Annotated in this window: 13 protein-coding genes and 9 pseudogenes; 12 read left to right on the plus strand and 10 right to left on the minus strand. The window is 60.1% G+C overall.

Features of this window, described 5'->3' with window-relative positions; translation table 11 throughout:
* Positions 1-169: 169 nt before the first annotated feature.
* Positions 170-376: a site-specific integrase gene (locus L5014_RS37140; RefSeq protein ID WP_238468854.1), complete on the plus strand. Its 207-nt coding sequence runs from the start codon at positions 170-172 to the stop codon at positions 374-376.
* Between the two features lie 185 nt (positions 377-561).
* Positions 562-762, plus strand: a complete 201-nt coding sequence (locus L5014_RS37145) for a hypothetical protein (RefSeq protein ID WP_238468855.1) — start codon at positions 562-564, stop codon at positions 760-762.
* Between the two features lie 67 nt (positions 763-829).
* Here L5014_RS37145 and istB read toward each other — a convergent pair whose 3' ends face one another.
* The gene (gene istB / locus L5014_RS37150; protein ID WP_238468856.1) at positions 830-1,618 is read right to left on the minus strand and encodes an IS21-like element helper ATPase IstB; all 789 of its coding nucleotides are present in this window, start codon (positions 1,616-1,618) and stop codon (positions 830-832) included.
* A gap of 7 nt (positions 1,619-1,625) precedes the next feature.
* Positions 1,626-2,375, minus strand: a pseudogene (locus tag L5014_RS37155) (Mu transposase domain-containing protein); the annotation flags it as partial.
* A 465-nt stretch (positions 2,376-2,840) separates the two neighbouring features.
* On the opposite strand from L5014_RS37155, the gene L5014_RS37160 reads away from it, so the two are divergent.
* The gene (locus L5014_RS37160) at positions 2,841-3,872 is read left to right on the plus strand and encodes a tyrosine-type recombinase/integrase (RefSeq protein WP_012406693.1); all 1,032 of its coding nucleotides are present in this window, start codon (positions 2,841-2,843) and stop codon (positions 3,870-3,872) included.
* 86 nt (positions 3,873-3,958) lie between these two features.
* Here L5014_RS37160 and L5014_RS37165 read toward each other — a convergent pair.
* Together L5014_RS37165 and L5014_RS37170 are read right to left on the minus strand one after the other, a co-directional pair.
* Positions 3,959-4,462, minus strand: a pseudogene (locus L5014_RS37165) (ATP-binding protein); the annotation flags it as partial.
* A gap of 15 nt (positions 4,463-4,477) precedes the next feature.
* Positions 4,478-5,263, minus strand: a pseudogene (locus tag L5014_RS37170) (Mu transposase domain-containing protein); the annotation flags it as partial.
* Positions 5,264-5,322: 59 nt separating this feature from the next.
* Here L5014_RS37170 and L5014_RS37175 point away from each other — a divergent pair.
* From L5014_RS37175 to L5014_RS37185, 3 genes are all read left to right on the plus strand, one after another.
* Complete coding sequence (locus tag L5014_RS37175) at positions 5,323-5,577, plus strand: DUF5372 family protein (protein WP_338019389.1); 255 nt, start codon at positions 5,323-5,325, stop codon at positions 5,575-5,577.
* 188 nt (positions 5,578-5,765) lie between these two features.
* Entirely contained in the window at positions 5,766-6,218 is a 453-nt protein-coding gene (locus L5014_RS37180) for a helix-turn-helix domain-containing protein (RefSeq protein ID WP_238468858.1), read from the plus strand.
* A gap of 270 nt (positions 6,219-6,488) precedes the next feature.
* Positions 6,489-8,573: a recombinase family protein gene (locus L5014_RS37185; RefSeq protein WP_238468859.1), complete on the plus strand. Its 2,085-nt coding sequence runs from the start codon at positions 6,489-6,491 to the stop codon at positions 8,571-8,573.
* Between the two features lie 6 nt (positions 8,574-8,579).
* Here the strand turns inward: L5014_RS37185 and istA are convergent.
* Both istA and L5014_RS37195 read right to left on the minus strand, forming a co-directional pair.
* A pseudogene (istA, locus tag L5014_RS37190) lies at positions 8,580-9,356 on the minus strand (IS21 family transposase); the annotation flags it as partial.
* A gap of 377 nt (positions 9,357-9,733) precedes the next feature.
* Positions 9,734-10,048 (minus strand): annotated as a pseudogene (locus L5014_RS37195) (ATP-binding protein); the annotation flags it as partial.
* A 149-nt stretch (positions 10,049-10,197) separates the two neighbouring features.
* On the opposite strand from L5014_RS37195, the gene L5014_RS37200 reads away from it, so the two are divergent.
* Together L5014_RS37200 and L5014_RS37205 are read left to right on the plus strand one after the other, a co-directional pair.
* Positions 10,198-10,887, plus strand: coding sequence for a site-specific integrase (locus tag L5014_RS37200; protein ID WP_238468860.1), 690 nt, complete (start codon positions 10,198-10,200; stop codon positions 10,885-10,887).
* Between the two features lie 48 nt (positions 10,888-10,935).
* Positions 10,936-11,136 (plus strand): annotated as a pseudogene (locus tag L5014_RS37205) (transposase); the annotation flags it as partial.
* Between the two features lie 331 nt (positions 11,137-11,467).
* Here L5014_RS37205 and L5014_RS39215 read toward each other — a convergent pair.
* Positions 11,468-11,632: pseudogene (locus L5014_RS39215) on the minus strand (IS110 family transposase); the annotation flags it as partial.
* A gap of 154 nt (positions 11,633-11,786) precedes the next feature.
* On the opposite strand from L5014_RS39215, the gene L5014_RS37210 reads away from it, so the two are divergent.
* The 4 genes from L5014_RS37210 (at position 11,787) to L5014_RS37225 (ending at position 14,961) form a co-directional block, all read left to right on the plus strand.
* Entirely contained in the window at positions 11,787-12,356 is a 570-nt protein-coding gene (locus L5014_RS37210; RefSeq protein WP_238468861.1) for a hypothetical protein, read from the plus strand.
* 97 nt (positions 12,357-12,453) lie between these two features.
* Positions 12,454-13,890, plus strand: coding sequence for a helix-turn-helix domain-containing protein (locus L5014_RS37215; protein ID WP_238468862.1), 1,437 nt, complete (start codon positions 12,454-12,456; stop codon positions 13,888-13,890).
* A complete protein-coding gene (locus tag L5014_RS37220; RefSeq protein WP_086909375.1) occupies positions 13,887-14,744 on the plus strand; it encodes an ExeA family protein in 858 nt (285 codons plus the stop codon). Before L5014_RS37215 ends, L5014_RS37220 begins: the two co-directional genes overlap by 4 nt.
* Before the next feature lies 1 nt (position 14,745).
* Positions 14,746-14,961 carry a hypothetical protein gene (locus L5014_RS37225; RefSeq protein ID WP_238468863.1) on the plus strand — a complete coding sequence of 72 codons (216 nt, stop codon included), beginning with the start codon at positions 14,746-14,748 and terminating at the stop codon, positions 14,959-14,961.
* Positions 14,962-15,054: 93 nt separating this feature from the next.
* Here the strand turns inward: L5014_RS37225 and L5014_RS37230 are convergent.
* The 3 genes and pseudogenes from L5014_RS37230 to L5014_RS37240 all read right to left on the minus strand — a co-directional run.
* Positions 15,055-15,909, minus strand: a pseudogene (locus tag L5014_RS37230) (IS110 family RNA-guided transposase); the annotation flags it as partial.
* A 254-nt stretch (positions 15,910-16,163) separates the two neighbouring features.
* Positions 16,164-16,898: pseudogene (locus L5014_RS37235) on the minus strand (IS110 family RNA-guided transposase); the annotation flags it as partial.
* Between the two features lie 484 nt (positions 16,899-17,382).
* Positions 17,383-18,152 (minus strand): IS3 family transposase (locus L5014_RS37240; RefSeq protein ID WP_238468865.1); only part of this gene is annotated, 770 nt, incomplete at its 5' end.

Raw genomic sequence — 18,152 nt, forward strand, 5'->3', positions numbered from 1 at the left:
ACAGCTGCAATGTACGGGCAACACCCCGCTGTCTGCCGCCCAGCAATTTTACTCGTTGGTTTCATAAGCTATCCTTTGTATATCGACTTCGCTTGTCCCACTTGCCTTACTGCGACGGAACCTATAGTGCCTCTTATATCTTGCAAGATGTAAACGACACAGTACCGCAATGTTGTTGCTCAAATGTGGCACGGATTTGCCAACCATCAGTCACTGGCTCGGTCACGCCAGCATCAACACCACCAATCGCTATGCAAGTGCCGACCTGGAGATGAAGCGTCAAGCAATTGCTCGAGCAGGGGTTGCAACCTCGGTAACGCCGACAAGTTCGTGGCACCGTGAGAAATCCGTGATTGAGTGGCTTGCCTCGCTTTAGCGCCGAAATAATGGGGAGTCCGATCACTCGGGCTCCTCTGCCTCTGGGCTTCCCGTTTCTCGGCTCCACATTACTGACGGCTCGACATTAGTCGAGTAACGTTATGCATAGCGTTACTCGACGAGGACGGCGTATACGACCCAGCGTACTTCAACGATCGCCTTCTGCTCGGTCTGAAGGGAACCATGAGCGAAGCAGAGTTACACGTGCTACACGCGCGACTGCAGGGCGGGCTGCGCAACAAGGCACGGCGTGGTGAGCTCGAACTACCGCTTCCCATCGGTCTGACATACCATCCAAACGGCTCGGTAGTGCTCGACCCCGATCAGCAGATCCACGCAAGCCTGCGACTGCTGTTCGATACCTACTGTCACGGGGCGGCGTAATCGAGCCGGGGATGGGCGGCGTAATGGAGCCGGCAGAAACGGGGGTAAAGCGCAGATTCGAACGGGCTCAAGAATGCGGTTTTTTGCCCAGTTTGGCAACCGCGTTTTCACTGTTTCCTGGCATCGGTTTGGGTTTGCGGAAGCTCTCACCTTCGATCACGACGCGATAGGCACCGTGGCGTAGCCGGTCCAGCGTCGCGGCGCCCAGGATGCGGTTGTCGGGGAACGCGTCTCCCCATTCGCTCAGATCTAGATTTGACGTGACGATGGAAGCCGCCCGCTCGTACCTGGCGGCGATCAGATCGTGGAAGTCTTCGTCGTGGGGCGGGTGTAGCGGTTTGACAGCGAAGTCGTCGATGATGAGCAGTGGCACGCGCACGAACTGCTGGAACTTGCGCTCGTACAAGCCCGTGGCGCGGGCAGCGTGCAGCTTCTTGAGCAGATCCGTCTGCGAGATGAACAGCACGTCACGTCCCTGCCTGGCCGCGCAGTGGCCCAGTGCCTGCGCCAGATGGGATTTGCCGACGCCTGTTCCGCCGACCAGTAGAACGCAGACCTTCTCGTCGATGTAGCGGCCGGTGGCCAGATCGTGGATGTAGGTTCGATTCAGCTTGGGCACCAGATCGAAGTTGAACGTCTCGAGCGTCTTGCCCATCGCGAAGCCGGCACGGGCAAGCCGTACGCCCAGCTTCTTCGTGTCGCGCCGCGCGATTTCGTCGTGCAGCAGCATGGCGAGGAACTCGGTGTAGGCAAGCTGCCCGTCAATGGCTTCACGGTTTCGCTGTTCGAGCGAGTCGAGGATGCCCGAGAGGCGCAGCTGCTTGAGGATGGTGTTCAGTTCGGGACTCGGATTCATGGTCGGCTCAATGGATCAGAAGGGATTGAAGGTCGCGGCCGAAGCGGCCACCGTTCAGGTAGGTATCGGTGGGCGCCGTAGTCGTGGATTGCGCCGCCGCCTCGCTGTCGAGTCCCTTGTCGAGGATCGTCTTGATGGTGCGATACTGGGGGCTGGAGAACGCGAGCGCGCGCTCGCACGCAGCGTTCAGCCGTGCATCGCCGACCTTCTCGCGCAGCCGCACGATGCCTTGGGCGCCGCGCAGGTTCTCAAGCACCGTGTTGTTGAACATCGCGAGGATGACGGCGTGGCAGGCCGGGCCGATATCCTTCGCGCGCGCGAGGCACCACTGCGGATCGTGCTCGAGCCACGCCTGCGCCTCAGGCGGCTGGTGGTCGCGCACGGTATGGCGGTCCCCGGGCTTGCGTAGCCTCGGATGAGTGGCGACGAGCTCGTGCCGGTGGAATGCCTGCACGACCGTGTCGGTGGCCTTGAGCCACAGTTGCTTGCCCACCAGCGTGAAGGGCACCGAGTACAGCGCCTTCCTGTAGACGACGTGCCCATCCGTATGCACCTTGACCTCAGACCACACAGCCAGTACCGGCGGCACATCGGGCAGGCGCGTGAGCAGCGGCCGCTCGATCGCGAAACGCCTGAGCGGTTGCTCGTGTGTGGTGCCGTGATCGCGCACGCCGGCGTGCTGCATGATCTACTCGCGCAACTGCCGGTTCGCGTCGGCCAGATCGCGGAACTCGCGTAGTGGTACGAAGGACTTCTTGTTGCTACGCCGCTAGCGGCGTAGCGGCAAGAGTCGGCTGGTGCCGCTATCAACCGATGCCGCACGCGAACTTCGACTTTACCTACGCAAGCGCCTCAACGCTTCGCTCGGCACCGGCCCGGAAACGCCACTGTTGTGCAATACGACCCGAGGTCTACGTGGATACACCGGCACGGGAATCAGCCGTCTCATACACGCAGTCTTCAAACTCGCTGACGTTCGCGATGCCGAGGGACGATGTCCGCGAATTCACGACTTGCGGCATAGCTTTGCGGTCCAGGCTTTGATCCGGTGGTATCAGGAAGGCGCGGACGTACAGTCGAACCTTCCAAAACTGGCAATCTACATGGGGCATGTCTCGATCGTATCGACGGCATACTACCTTCCATTCGTTCCGACGATCGCGGCACTCGCAAGTGAACGCTTCGAGAAGCATCTAAGCCACGTGCTCGGCGGGAGGAAGCCATGAAACCGCGCAAACCGACAGAGCTCGGCCGATGTCTGCTGCGCTTCTTCCAGGACTATCTGCCTACACTGCGGGGCGTCAGTGTGCACACGATACGGAGCTACCGTGATGCCGTCGTCTTGCTGCTGCGGTTCACCGCGCGCGAGAGCCGGTGCCCCATCGAAGCCCTGGATCTGAGCGATCTGAATGCCGATCACGTAAAGCGATTCCTCAAATTCCTTGAGTCCGAGCGCGGCAACAGCATCGCGACGCGCAACGCTCGGCTCGCCGCCATTCATGCATTCGCGCGTTTCGTGATTGCCGAGCATCCCGAACATCTGGCACCGTTTCAGCAGGTACTCGGAATACCGTTTAAGCGGGGAGCGCGGGAGGCACCGATCGAATATCTGGAAACGGCTGAGATCGAGACATTGCTGACCACCATCGACCAGAGTCGTCCAGCGGGGCAACGCGACTTTGCACTGTTTGCGCTGATGTTCAACACTGGAGCTCGTGTGCAGGAGATCCTCAATTTGCGGATCTGTGACCTGCGGCTCGACCCACCGCCGCAGGTCCGGCTGCGTGGCAAAGGGAACAAGGTGAGAGTGTGTCCGATCTGGCCGCGTACTGCGCAGCTTCTGCGCGAACTTATTCGCACTCGTCCCTTGGTCGCTCAAGGCTCGGCCGAACTGCCTGTCTTCGTTAATTGCCGCGGTACTCAGATGAGCCGATTTGGCGTGCGTTATCTGCTGCGCAAATACATGCTCATCGCGAGCACCCGGAACCCAACCCTTGCGCACAAAGAAATCCACCCGCATTCGCTTAGGCACACCACCGCGATTCAGTTGCTGAAGGCTGGCGTAGACTTCGCGACTATCAGCCAGTGGCTCGGCCACGCGAGCCTGAATACCACGATGCGCTATGCGCGTGCCGATATCGATCTCAAACGTCAAGCACTCGCGCAGGTGTTCCCAGAAATCCTCGCACCTCCACGAGGTGGAGCATTCATCTTGAACGGTGCTGACCTGGTTGGCTGGCTGCGTAGACTCTGACCTGTTATGTGCAGTCAAGGCATGCTCAAACCAGGCGGGTTTGCCTTGCTGCACGACCTCTCCACATAACCGCGCGCTACACATAAGTCGAGCAACAAGACGTCCATCTTGGCGAGCTGCGCGAGTCGACGTGTGAAGCTGCCGTCGCCGTGGGCGATCTTCAATTCCTCGAACAGCCGCGCGACGCGCACGTACAGCACGGAGAAGCCCTGTCGGCAGGCCTGCTGGCCGAAGGCGCAGGCGACCCATGTTTTTCCGGCGCCAGTTGGCCCTGTCAGGATGAGGTTCTGTGCATTGCGGATCCAGTCACAGCTGGCGAGCGTGGCGACGATACCCTTGTCGAGGCCACGGCTCTGCCGGTACTCGATGTCCTCAATGCAGGCTTGGGGATTCTTGAGTTTCGCAGACTTGAGCAATCGCTCGAGCCGCCGGGTATCGCGCCAGGCGATCTCACGATCCACGACCATGCCGAAGCGTTCCTCGAACGACAGGCTCGTGCTGGCCGTCAGCGCGGCCTGTTCCTCGAACGCGCGAGCCATGCCGTCCAGCTTGAGGGCCTTGAGCTGGGAGAGGGTTTGCTGCATCAACATCGTGACCTCCTTGGGTCAGTGGTAATACTTGGGCCCTCGCACGTTCTCGTGCAGGGGCGACTGCCATTCGGTGGCCACGCTTTGTGGCAGCGGCTGCTTGTCGGAGCCGGTTTGCAGGATGATGCGCACGGACCGCTGGGTCGGCGCGCCAATCACGAGTGCGCGCTGGCACGCCGCTTCCAGCCGCTCCTTGCCGTACTTGCGCGACAGCGACAGCAGACCCAGGCACGCGCGGTATCCCATTTCCGGGTGCGGACGGTTCGTCAGCAAATGCCTGACGATCGCCTCAGCGCTGACGCCGATCGATGCGCCCCAGTTCAGCAACCGGCTCGGTGTCCATTCCATATGGGCGCGGTAAGCCGCAGGCATATGCTCGGCCACGGTGGTGTACTTCCCCTTGAGCCGACTGCGAGCGTGGGCGGCGACGCGTTTGCCGCCATGCAGGATTTCCACACCGTAGCGTGTCACGCGCGCGTGGACTTCCTGACGCACAAGGCTATGCGGCGCGCTGTAGTAGTGGCCATCGACCTCGATATGCGAGTCAATGTTGATGCGGCATTTCTGGAAGGTGGCAATTTCGTAGCGACGCGTCGGCAGCGGGCGCAGCGCCGGTTTGTCGAGCCGCTCGAACCACTCGCGCCGAGTGCCATCAAGTTTCTTGAACGGCCGCGTATTCAGATCGTCGATCAACCCGGCGATCGCCTTGTTCAGTTCGGCCAGACTGTAGAACCGGTGATTCCGGAGGCGGGCAAGAATCCAGCGTTCGACGATCTGCACGCCGACTTCGACCTTCGCCTTCTCGCAAGTCAGCAACTGTCTGTCATGAGGAATGTCGCGTAATCAAAGGCGCGTCCTTCGAGATTACCCACCCATTCCACCCAGCACGTGGAAACCGCTTTGTTCTGGTGAGTCGCAAGCAGAACTGGGGTGAAGATCGCGTGATGTACTTCGACGCACACAAGCGTCTGCGCTCGGTGCTGGCATCCTGGACCGATGTCCCGGAGCCAGATCTGTTCGCGCAGGCCTCCGGTGGACATTCCTGGTTTAGAACTGACGATCTGCTTCGATTGCGTGCTCTTGTTGACGATTTGCTGGGAGCGCGTGATGGCAAATAAATTTCGCCGCGTACGTAAAGATAAATACGCCGCTATCGAGATGACGCTAGCTCTGTTCTACCAAGACAGTCTTCACTTATTTGCACGTTTCAGCGCTAATCGTAGAGCCGACTGGATAACGGAAATATTTGACATATCGAATATAGCGGCGTATTTTATTTGTCATTGCATCAACGAGAGATCATGTAATGACCAAGCCACCGTCAAAGCGCGATCGACTACGCGAACTTGGTGCTCTCAATCCTCATCCCGAACGAATACGGGCGCCATGGTTTCGATCGGGCGATTTCTTCGATCCCGACGATCTTGTTCAGGTCAAGTACGAGATGTTGCGTCATGTTCGGGTCGATGGCGCTTCCAAGGCCGAGGCGGCCGCCCTGTTCGGAATGTCCAGGCCAACCTTCTATCAAGCGGAGAGCGCCTTTGCGAGCGAGGGGCTGCCAGGACTGCTTCCGAAGCAGCGTGGGCCCAAAGGCGCGCACAAACTCAACTCGGTGGTCATGGCGTTCATCGAGGAGCGTCTACAGCAAGACAGCAGCATGCGCGCTCGCGCGCTTTCGCAGGAGATCGAAACCTGGCTGGAGCTTTCGATCCACCCACGCAGTATCGAACGTGCGTTAGCACGCAAAAAAAAACCGTAGACGATTCGCCTCAATTCCGTCTGCCATCGTCAGCGCTTGCTCGTTATGAAGCGCTGCGGGCCGACCTGCTCGGCGCAGGTCCCAAGTCAGAAGGCCACGCGGCCATTCGCTTTCATGGCCTGTTGCACGGGCTGGCGCTCCAACGCCCGGACGCTTCGCGCATCGAGGCTCCCACTCCAACCGTGCCTGCTTCCGACTCAGTGCGGGATAACGGCGCGCTTGTTCGCGTGCTCGCCAACCTCGTACTGCGCACCCACGAGGAGCTTGCCCATGTCTACTAACTCCGCTCAGAAGGTCACCGCCGAACATTTGCGGCGAGATGCGTTTCTTTATGTTCGACAGTCATCGCTTCGGCAGGTGTTCGAGAACACCGAGAGTACGAAGCGGCAATATGCGCTACGCGATCGCGCGGTTGCGCTTGGCTGGCCGATTGAACGCATTCACGTCGTCGATAACGATCTCGGCATGTCCGGTTCCAGCGCCCAGGAGCGAGATGGCTTTCAGCACCTGGTCGCTGAGGTCGCCAATGGTCACGCCGGCATCGTGCTGGGATTGGAGGTGTCGCGCCTTGCGCGCAATAACGCAGACTGGCATCGCCTGATCGAACTCGCATCACTCACGCAAACTTTGATTTTGGACGAAGATGGAATTTACGATCCTGGTCAATTTAATGACCGCCTTTTATTGGGCTTAAAGGGCGCCATGAGCGAGGCCGAACTTCATATTCTCAAAGGCCGGCTACAAGGTGGTATCAAGAACAAGGCACGCCGGGGCGAACTGGAAGTGCCGTTACCCATCGGCCTTGCTTACCACCCGAACGGCTCAGTGACGCTCGATCCTGATCAACAGGTCCGGGGCGCGCTGCAGTTGCTATTCGACACGTTTCGGCAAGCTGCGTCAGCTACCGCCACGGTCAAGCGATTTCGCCAGGAAGGTTGGCTGTTTCCGCGTCGCATACGCCGGGGGATTGGCAAGGGAGATCTGATATGGGGGCCGTTGGAACACTGTCGCGTTATTCAGATATTGCACAACCCCCGTTATGCCGGTGCCTTCGTATACGGTCGCACACGCGGAGCATATCGTCAGGGACGCAAATCCTTCGGGCTTAAGGTTGACCGAGAGAATTGGCAGGTGTTAATTCAGAATGCGCATCCAGGCTTTATTGATTGGGACGAGTTCGAACGCAACCAGGCGACGCTTAAGCAGAATTTAACCGGATTCGGGCGCGATCGACGAGGCAGCATGCCACGCGAGGGCGTTGGGCTCCTGCAGGGGCGCGTCGTGTGCGGAGTGTGTGGCGCACGCATGCGTGTACGGTATCAGGTCGTGGGCAATAAACTCGAGCCCTACTATATGTGCACGGAGAATCCGGTGCGCCGTGCCGGCAAGCCCTGCCAATCGGTTCGCGGAAGCGCCATCGATGACGCGATAGGCTCGCTGCTTCTAGAGAGTGTCGCACCGGCCGCTCTCGAGGTCGCGCTAGCTGTCGAAGACGAGATATCTGGGCGCGTCAAACAGGCCGCCGATCAACGTCAGAAGCAACTGGCCCGAGCTCGCTACGATGCCGAGCTTGCGCGTCGTCGATATATGAGTGTCGATCCGACCAATCGGCTTGTCGCCGACACGCTCGAAGCGGACTGGAATGAGCGACTGCGTGTGCTGGACGGATTGCAACAGGAGAACGAACGACTCCAGAACGCCGATCATAAGCTGTTAAGCAGCGATGCGCGAACCAAGATTCAGTCGCTCGCCGAAGACTTCCCTCGTGTTTGGAATGATCAACGAGTCGTGCCGCTCGAGCGCAAGCGCATGGTCGCTTTGCTCATCGAAGACGTGACCTTGGTCAAGTCCGAACGCGTCGCAATCCACGTACGTTTTCGCGGCGGCCGAACTACCTCATTGGAGATCGACAAGCCCAGGCCTATCGCACTGATTCGAAAGACGCTGCCGGAAGTCGTTGCGAAGATCGACGAACTTCTCGAAACCGGCTCGGACCGACAAGTCGCTGAACAGCTTAATGCACTCGGCTATACAAACTGGAAAGGTGAAACGTTCACGCACAAGAAGGTCTACCTCGTACGCACTGCGTACCGGCTCAAGAGCCGGTTTGAACGCCTGCGTGAACGCGGCATGTTGACAGCCAACGAGCTCGCCGCACAGCTCGGGGTCTGTCCGACTAGCATCCACCTATGGGCCCGGCGCGGATTGTTGCGTCAGCATCGCTACGGTAATCTGCATCGCTGTCTCTATGAACCCGTCGGCGACGTCGTCCTGGTCAAAGGACAAGGGGGGCGCTACAGTTCGACTCAACCGACGTTTATCGCTGTTCCACCAACCGCACAAGGTGCAGTATGAAGCGCACGCCTTATCCTTCGGCTTGCGAGGGCGCGCCGGCAGCATCGCGGTATCGTAATGGCTCACGAAGTCCTGCGTGGTCAGGCCGAGCGTGGGTTCGTAGCGGTCGGCGTTCGAGATCAGTGCCTTCGGGTTGTCGGGCACGAGCAACCTTGGCACGCCGCCATAGAATTCCATCGCGTCAATGAGCCCACCGATCCAGTCGGGTGTTGCTTCCGAGCGCGTGGCGCAGGCAAACGTGTAATTCGATGCGCCGAGCACGGCGACGAAGATGTGCGCCTTGAACGCAATGCCGCCGGTGCGATCGAGAATCGGCACCGTTTGCCCAGCGTAGTCGGCGAACAACTTCTCGCCAGCGTAATGTTGCTGGGGCATCGACCGCTTCAACGTCTGGGCCCAGTCCTTGTATCGCTGACAGAACTGCGTGTAGCGCAAGGTCTTCTGGCCGGGATTCGCGCCGACGTACTCTTCCCACAGCAGTTGCAACGTCACGCCCTTGCGGCGCAGTTCCCGGTGGACCCAGGCGCAGTCTGGCTCTATGCGCTTGCCTGCGGCCGTCGTCGGAACGGTGCCGTTGACGAGCAACTGCTCCAGCTCTGCCTCGGACAGCGGCTCGATCTTCGCCCAGTCCAGGCCGGCCGAGGCGGCAAGCTGCAAATATTGGGTAATGGTACCGAGCCCGACGCCGAGCGCGCCGCTCACCTGCCGGTGAGACAGATTACAGGTCCATTTCAGGCGAAGCACATCCTTTATCTTGCGCATGGTCGTCCGGTGAGCCGGCATCGTCGGTTTCTCCCAAAAGGAGCCACCTTAACCGCCGGCCAATTGAGCCATCCGCAGTACCGCCAACCGAAACCGCGCCTTTCGTTTCGATCCACCGAACACGCATTTCGGCGGAGTGAACAGCCGTTTCGGCGGGCTGAACACCGATTTCGGGAAGATGAACACGCGTTTCGGAGCGCCGAACACCGATTCCGGAATTCCCCGAAACCGTTCGACTTCAAGCGAAACGGCTGTTCATCTTCCTCCGGAAACACTGTTCGACTTCAACCGAAATCCGTGTTCGGCTTCGCCGAAATACGCACACTTAGACAGCGTCAAGCAGCACGGCCGGTCAGCGACAACTATTTTGGCCGGTCAACGGGCGTAGTTGTCGATGGCTAGTTCATAGTTGTCGCGCCTCCATCGTAATTGTCGTCGGGTAATTGTCGCCGGCGCGCGCCCTGTTTGTCGCTGGCCTTTCGTCGGCGATAGCTTTCTACATTCAGTTCGAAGATCGTCGAGTGATGCACGAGGCGGTCGATGGCGGCGACCGTCATGCCGGGGTCAGGGAACACGTCATTCCAGCCCGAGAACGGTTGATTGGCCGTTATCAGAAGACTTTTACGCTCGTACCTCTCGGCAATCAGTTCGAACAGCACGCTGGTCTCGGCCTGGTCCTTGCGCGCGTATGACAGGTCATCCAGTAACGTTATGCAAAACGTTACTTGACCTATGTGCAGGACCTCGTTATGTAGAGTTAACCTTCTTGGACCCTCGGCCGATGGGACTTTGAGGCGGCCGAACTACACATAACTGGAACGAGCTATTGTGATTCCTCCGTTCACTTGAATGGGAGATTCACATGCTGGAATTTCTCTTTCCCCGCGATTGGCCGCTTTATGCTGCCGGCCCGCAAGGACCGCTAGTCCGCAATTTTTCGGCGTGGGTCGTCGAGCGCGGCTATACGCGCATTTGCGCACGGCACCACGTACGCCGTTTCCGTGAGGTTCTTGTCTATAACCATGTAGCGGCTGGCACCAGCCTACCGATTACTTCGACTGCGCTGTCCCGCTGGTTCGCACCGTGGTCGCACGACACCTTATACCGCGCCACGCAGCGAGCGGCAGAACGCTTTTTGTGCGATCGATGTCTCTTCATTCCGGTGGCTAAACCGAGCCGGTTCGACTCGCTCATTTCGCAATACCAATCCCATCTCATTGATCTGCGCGGACTTGCTCCTGATACAGTCGAGCATCACCTGAGGACGGTTACTGACTTCTTGTCGAGCGCCTGTTCGAAGCGCCGCCTTGCCAGCATCAGACCCAACGATGTTGAGCGCTTTGTCGACCAGACCAGCAAGCGTCTTCGCCGCCAGACTCTTCAGCATACGATTGCGCACCTGCGCGCCTTTCTGAGGTTCTGCGCCAATCAACGCTACACGAGGGATCGCCTTGATGTTATCGACACACCGCGTACCTATCGCGGAGAACTTCCACCACGGGCATTGGATTGGAAGACTGTAAGGGAAGGTCTGCAAAAGTCCTGGCATTGACGTGAGCGTGGACTATCCTGGGAACAGAACAATTCAGGGAGTGGCGTCATGACACAACTTGGTCTTGGTCTGGATCTGTCAACGAAGCGCACCCGCAAGCGCGAGTTTCTCGAAGAAATGACACGCGTGGTGCCGTGGCAGAAACTGATTGCACTGATCGAGCCACACTACCCCAAAGGCAAGACCGGCCGCCCGCCGTTTCCGGTTCAGACAATGCTGCGTATTCACTTCATGCAGCAATTATATGGACGCCTCCTGTTTGCCAAGGGCCGGCATCGATGCTGTCAAACGTAATCAGATTGCGGTTTTATATCCGTACATGGACTCCCGCCTATGAGCAAGATCGGTGTGCATTTTGAAGGTCTCGACTGCGTCCGTACATTCGGCTTTTTATGTGCCTGCCATCGGCACGAGCCATCATGGAAGTTTGCGCGCTTGTCCCTCATCGGCCTCCTGACTTCGTAACGCAGCCGCCGGATATATCAGGATCTACAAGCGCCGGTCCGACCGGTTCGCCATGCTTGCCGCTTCTTGCGCAATCGTGGATGGAGCGAAGTTACTTCGATGCGTTACAGGTCAGCTACGCCAGCCTGAAGCTGTCATTGCTCGTCAGTATTGCCCACGCAATTCGCGCCGTCTTGTTCGCGAGCGCGATTGCAGCGATGCTCACGTGGCGGCGCTGCATCACAGCTTTGATCCAGCGACTATGCCGGTCGTCACGACGCGCTACAAAGCGCATTACCGCGCTGAGCGTGAGCACGTAAATCGATGGGAATTCGGGGCGTTTTGAGCAGCTTGCGTGATGTAGCGGAGGGGGTCTCCCTCAGGCATCTTGCACAAACGACGCCCAAGGGAGAGTCTCGTGTCTGCCAAGAACCGAGACTTCCAGAGTGTGCCACGTGAGTGCCCGCGATCCCAACTTCTATCACCTGCTGTTACGTATCGATCAGGACTACGCCGAACAGACCCGCGCGCAGCGTTGTCGCTGCGGTGGCGTACTCCATAGCGCCCGCTACCCGCGCAAGCCGCGCGGAATTTCATACGAAGCCCGCTGCCACTGCGAGTTCCGCTACAGCTTCTGCTGCGCCGACTGTCGCCGACGTACCACGTCATTCTCGGTGCGCTTTCTCGGCCGGCGCGTCTACACCGCCGCAATCATGATTGTCGTCAGCGCCACGCGTGCGAGCGCCGGTACGGCCGCGGCAATGCGCCAGCTCGATGCGCTGGGCGTGCCGCCCTCGACGATCGCGCGATGGCGGCACTGGTGGACGACCGGGTTTGTCGGCACACCGTTCTGGGCGCTCGGACGGGCGGCGTTCGTGCCGCCCGTCGAGACCGCACAGGTGCCGGCAAGCCTGCTCGAGCGCTTCGCTACCACGCAGCCTGCCGAGCCATTGCCATGCCTGCTGCGCTGGCTCTCACCGCTCACCAGCGGCAGCGCCGTGAGCACCCTGGGTGAGGGACGGTAACCGCCCGCAGAACTTGTCGCTCGCCCCCCTCGGACTGCGCCGGTAGTCTCGCCTCTCCCCGAATCGCGGCGCGGTGCGCCGCATCCCTGGAGAGAGCATGACTGAACTTCACGATTTACCCCTGCGGGATCGTTGGGCGCGCCTGCGCTTTGCGGTCGTGGGTCCCTTGCTGGCAGCACCGCCTGAACCCGGGCAGATGCGCGAACTCATCACCGCGCTGGCCGCCAAACGCTGGCGTCATCCCGTCACTGGCGACGATGTCCAGTTCGGCCGCTCCACCGTTGAGCGGTGGTTCTACCGGGCCCGCAAGGCGGCCCACGATCCGGTTGCGAGCCTGCGCGACCGCAAGCGCCCCAGCGGCGCCGGCGCAAGCCTGTCGCCTCAGGCGGTACAGGCGATTCGCGCGCAGTACCGGGAACATCCCGGCTGGACCTGCCAGTTGCACTTCGACAATCTCAAGGTCACGCTCGGCCAGGCGTTCCTGCCGTCGTACACGACGGTGCGCCGTTATCTGCGTGCGCAGGGCCTGTACCGTGAACGCAAGCCGCGTCATACCAGCACCGGCGCGATGCTCGCACGCGATCGCCTCGAGAAGCTCGAGGTCCGCAGCTTCGAGGTCGAGCACGTCAACGCGCTCTGGCATCTCGATTTCCATCACGGCTCGCGCAAGCTGCTCACGCATGATGGCCAGTGGATCACGCCGATGCTGCTGTGCGTGCTCGATGACCGTTCGCGCGTCGTCTGTCACGCGCAATGGTTTCTCGATGAGACCGCACGTAGTCTGATCCATGGGCTCACCCAGGCGCTCCAGCGTCGTGGCCGGCCTCGCGCACTGATGACCGACAACGGCGCAGCAATGCTTGCCGAGGAGACGACCGCCGGCTTGCTCGCGCTCGGCGTGCTGCACCAGACGACCTTGCCATATTCGCCGTACCAGAACGCGAAGCAGGAGACGTTCTGGGCCCGCATCGAAGGGCGCGTGATGGCCATGCTCGAAGGCGAGCCCAATCTCACGCTCGAACTGCTCAATCAGGCCACCCACGCATGGATCGAGCGCGAGTACCACCACGCGCATCATTCCGAGATCGGCGGCACGCCGCTCAAACGCTATCTGGCCGGTCCCGATGTGGGCCGCGAATGCCCGTCGAGTGACGCGCTGCGCGCCGCATTCCGTATCGACGTGACGCGCGCCCAGCGGCGCTCGGATGGCACCGTGAGTCTGGCCGGCACGCGCTTCGAGATTCCCTCGGCCTACCGGCACCTGCAGCGCGTGCACCTGCGCTACGCGCGCTGGGACCTGAGCGGCGTCGATCTCGTCGACGCCGATAGCGGCGCCGTGCTGTGCCCGCTGCGGCCGCTGGACAAGGCCGCCAATGCTGATGGCCAGCGTCGGCGACTCGATGCCGTCAATGTCGAGCCGCCACCGGCCAGTGCGCCCGGCATCGCGCCGCTGCTACGCCAGATGCTGGCCGACCACGCCGCAACCGGGTTGCCGCCGGCCTGGATTCCCGCCAACTGGCAGGAGGAGGCATGAGCCAGCGTCTGCAAGCCCTCTACGGCCTGAAGTGGAACCCGTTCTCGCCGGAGCTTCCCCTCGAGGCGCTGTACGTGCCGCCGCGCGTCGAGAACTTCTGCTGGCGCATCGAGAATGCGCTCGTGCGCGAAGGCGGCTTCGCGATGATCCACGGCGAGCCGGGTACCGGCAAGAGCGTGGTCATGCGCGTGCTGGCCGAGAAGCTCGAGCGACTGACCGACCTGACAGTCGTCTCGATCAATCATCCGCAGAGCAACCTCGCCGACTTCTATCGCGAGATGGGCGACATCTTCGGTCTGGAACTCCGGCCGCACAACCGCTGGGGCGGCTTCAGGTCGCTGCGCGACCGGTGGATGTCGCACCTGCAGACAACACGTCGGCGCCCGATCCTATTGATCGACGAAGCGCAGGAAATGAGTCCCGGCGTGCTCAACGAATTGCGGCTCATGGCCAGCGCCCGCTTCGATTCGCAGCCCCTGCTGTGTGTGGTGCTCGCTGGCGACACGCGCCTGACAGACAAGCTGCGGCGCGACGAACTGCTGCCACTGGGCAGCCGTATCCGTTCCCGCCTGGGGACCGAGAAGGCTTCGGCCGACGACCTGCTGGCCTGCCTCGATCATTTGCTTGCCAGCGCCGGCGCCCCGCAGCTGATGACACCGCCGCTGCGCCACACGCTGTGCGAACACGCGCTGGGCAACTACCGCGTGCTCACCACGCTCGCCAACGAACTGCTCACCACCGCCGCGCAGCGCGAACTGTCCGAACTCGACGAGAAGCTGTACTTCGAGGTCTTTGCACCATCAACACAGTCCTCGCGCCGCACGCCAGCGCGTCAACCCAACGGAGCCCGATGACATGTCCCGTAAAGCATCACCTCACCAACCCAACGCCTCGCGGCGCCTGCCATTGCCCGAGCTCTCAGACGAGGCAGCCTACATGATGCAGTTCTTCATCGAAGACCTCTATCTGTGGTTCAGCCGCGCCTACGCCACCCAGATCCGCCGCTATCGCGAGCCCTGGTACCGCGGTCCGACACAGCCGCCACACCAGAGCATCGACGAGCCATTCTGAAACGACAACGGGAGCTTCATCGCTCCCGTTTTACTTCGTCCCTCGAACATCATTTACGTTGCTCATTGCCCCATCGATTTACGTGCTCACGCTCACCGCGCGCGCTCCCTGGACCAGCAGGGTGCGGAGATAGGTGTCGCCATGCTTTGTAATGCCGCCCAGCTTTGACTTGCCACCGCTTGATCGTTGTCTGGGCGTCAAACCCAACCACGCTGCGAACTGCCGACCGTTCTTGAACTGCAGCGGATCTCCAACCCCGCTAAACAACGCGGTCGCTACGAGCGGCCCGATGCCAGGAACGGTAGCGAGACGCTGGCAGCTTTCATTGCGTTTGAATATCTCGGCAATCTCGAAAGCAAGTTCGTCGATCCATCGCTGTAACGCTGCCAACTGTTCGATGTACATTGAACCAAGCCGTCGAAGCAGGATCGTGATGCGGGCATCAGCATCATTCACGAGTGCCGCGACACCCTGTCTTAAATGAACGATACCGATCGGGAAGATGAACCCCTCCTCGGCAAACATGCTTCGTATCTGGTTTGACTTCGCTGTTCGCTCGTGAACGAGCCGCTCACGCATACGATGAACCGACTGCAGTGATTGCTGTTCAGCGCTTTTGATCGGTACCGGATGAATGCCAGGTCGTGACACGGCGGCGCAGATGGCCGAAGCGTCATTCGCATCGTTCTTGCCACCGACCAGAAAGGGCTTCACATATTGCGTTGGCAGCAGGCGCACCGTATGCCCCTGTGAGGTCAGTTCACGGGCCCAGAAGTGCGAACCGTGGCACGCTTCGATACCGATCAGGCTCGGTTCAAGTTTCGAGAAGAACTTCAGCACATCTGCTCGGCGCAGCTTCCGCTGTACGACAGGTCTGCCGCTACGATCGACGCCATAAACCTAGAATACGTGTTTCGCAATATCAAGACCGATGGTGAGCGTAGGCATTCATGTTCTCCCGGGAATTGGTGAGATGAGTGTCGCCCCGGAGGGGGCGGGAGTCCATACCATCAGCCTGTTGTCGAGGCATATGCCTGTTGGCCCTGATGGAATCCGCTGACTCGCACCTCATTTGGTTCATGGACTCGGAGTCCTCTGCTGCATGCAGGTTTGGCGTGTCACGGTCTGACCTGTTTGCCATCATTCGTTGTCGTACCTTGCGCAACTGTTGAGATTGAAAGCGGAGACCGAATCGGGTTTATTTAGGGGACCGTCGGCTTACTGACAAAGTCCCATTGATAGTTTCGCTCGTGTGCTAGCAGCGCCCAGATCGTACGGGCCATCTTGTTGGCCAGCGCAACAATTGCCACATTCTGCGGTCGGCGTTGCGCGAGTTTCGTTGCCCAGAGCGGTGGGTTTTTGCTATGGGTGAGTACCGATCGCGCGCCGTGGATTAGCAACGTTCGCAAGTAGGTGTCACCATGCTTGCTGATGCCGAGCAATCGTAGCCGACCGCCCGTTCCACTTTGCCGTGGAACAAGGCCCAGCCATGCCGCCAGTTCTCGGCCGGATTTGAACGCCTTGGGATCACCGATCGATGCGATGGGCGCAGTCGCCGTCAGCAGACCGACGCCGGGGATCTCGGCGATGCGACGACTTGATGCGTCGTTTCTATGCCACGCCTGAAGTCGTCGCTCAATTTCGTTGATCTGGTCGTCGAGTGCGGCGATGCGTGACGATTGCTCGCGGAAGGTATCGATTAGCACACCGGGAAGTCGCTCGGCGATCCGCTCGAAGGCGGCATCCAGACCCTTAGCCAGGCCGGCCCGGCCGAGCGGCATAATTTCACCGTACTCAGTAAGCAGGCCTCGAAGCGCATTTATCTGGGCGGTACGGAACTTGACCAGCTGTTGACGGATGCGGTGAAGCGCCAGCACTGCTTGCTGTGCCTCGGTTTTTACCGCGACGGTCCGAGAACGAAGCCAGAACGCGCCAGCTGTCGTAGTACGCGCGCAGTTGCGGTACGACGTCAATGCCGAGATTTTCCCAACAGACGGAAAGCATACCGACCGTTCCGCCGCCTTCCACCCGGTAGAGACCGAAGGTGACGGCCGACACAACGCCGATGCCCCTGCAGTAGGAAGCTGTGTTCACATAGAATTCGCGCCTAAGACACCCGCTGTTGTTCATTGCGTTTTCCTGCCTGAGATATTGGGGGAACCCGGTATAACGGCGCCGAACTGCAGAACCTTGAGTCGCGCACGGGTCACTCGCCTCGTCACGCGGACGCTACCGATAACGTTACGAGACACCTACAAAAGGCCACGCATGAATGGGCGCCCAGCGCCCGCGATACCTCACATGCTCACAAAGCGCGTTGCACGCGTCATGGCGCTAACCGGCTCGTCGCGAACTTCCGTAGACGACCCTATAACGGACGGTAGTGTTGAATCGCCCCGGGAATCGTGGAGGCTGGTTGGTTTAAGTTGATACTGATGCAGCAGCGGTATTGCTGTGTTGCCTGTAGTAGTTTGCCTCAGCTTCAGCGGGCGGGATATAGCCGAGCGGTTCCATGAGTCGATGATGGTTAAACCAGGCCACCCATTCCAGCGTCGCCAGTTCGACGGATTCTCGCGTTTTCCACGGTGCACGACGATGAATCAATTCCGCCTTGTACAGGCCGTTGATCGTTTCCGCCAGCGCGTTGTCGTAGCTGTCGCCCCGGCTGCCGACCGACGGTTCGATACCTGCTTCGGCCAGCCGTTCGCTGTAGCGAATGCTGACGTATTGGGAGCCCCGGTCGGAGTGGTGGATCAACGTCCCGTCATTTCCCGGCTGGCGAGCGTACAGCGCCTGTTCAAGTGCATCCAGAACAAAGTCCGTAGTCATCGACGAGCTGACGCGCCAGCCGACGATACGGCGGGCGAACACGTCGATCACAAAGGCCACATACAGCCAGCCCTGCCACGTCGAAACGTACGTGAAATCGGAGACCCAGAGCTGGTTCGGACGGTCTGCCTTGAACTGACGGTTGACCCGGTCCAGCGGGCGCGGAGCCGAAATCTCGGGAATGGTCGTGCGTACTCGCTTGCCGCGAATCACGCCGCGCAATCCTTGTTGCCTCATCAGACGTTCGACAGTGCAACGTGCCACCGTGATACCTTCCCGGTTCATCTGCTTCCAGACTTTGTCCGCGCCGTAGACCCGCATGTTGTCCTGCCAGACACGCTTGATCTGCGGTCGCAAAAGCT

It is taken from the genome of Paraburkholderia tagetis (assembly GCF_022213065.1).
Taxonomy (GTDB): Bacteria; Pseudomonadota; Gammaproteobacteria; order Burkholderiales; family Burkholderiaceae; genus Paraburkholderia; species Paraburkholderia tagetis.

What these genes read in the sequence shown, in the direction of transcription:
- L5014_RS37225 (WP_238468863.1), top strand. Translation starts at nt 14,746, where the DNA reads ATGTCCCGTAAAGCATCACCTCACCAACCCAACGCCTCGCGGCGCCTG.
- L5014_RS37220 (WP_086909375.1), top strand. Translation starts at nt 13,887, where the DNA reads ATGAGCCAGCGTCTGCAAGCCCTCTACGGCCTGAAGTGGAACCCGTTC.
- L5014_RS37145 (WP_238468855.1), top strand. Translation starts at nt 562, where the DNA reads ATGAGCGAAGCAGAGTTACACGTGCTACACGCGCGACTGCAGGGCGGG.
- L5014_RS37215 (WP_238468862.1), top strand. Translation starts at nt 12,454, where the DNA reads ATGACTGAACTTCACGATTTACCCCTGCGGGATCGTTGGGCGCGCCTG.
- L5014_RS37200 (WP_238468860.1), top strand. Translation starts at nt 10,198, where the DNA reads ATGCTGGAATTTCTCTTTCCCCGCGATTGGCCGCTTTATGCTGCCGGC.
- L5014_RS37140 (WP_238468854.1), top strand. Translation starts at nt 170, where the DNA reads ATGTTGTTGCTCAAATGTGGCACGGATTTGCCAACCATCAGTCACTGG.
- istB (WP_238468856.1), bottom strand. Translation starts at nt 1,618, where the DNA reads ATGAATCCGAGTCCCGAACTGAACACCATCCTCAAGCAGCTGCGCCTC.
- L5014_RS37185 (WP_238468859.1), top strand. Translation starts at nt 6,489, where the DNA reads ATGTCTACTAACTCCGCTCAGAAGGTCACCGCCGAACATTTGCGGCGA.
- L5014_RS37180 (WP_238468858.1), top strand. Translation starts at nt 5,766, where the DNA reads ATGACCAAGCCACCGTCAAAGCGCGATCGACTACGCGAACTTGGTGCT.
- L5014_RS37160 (WP_012406693.1), top strand. Translation starts at nt 2,841, where the DNA reads ATGAAACCGCGCAAACCGACAGAGCTCGGCCGATGTCTGCTGCGCTTC.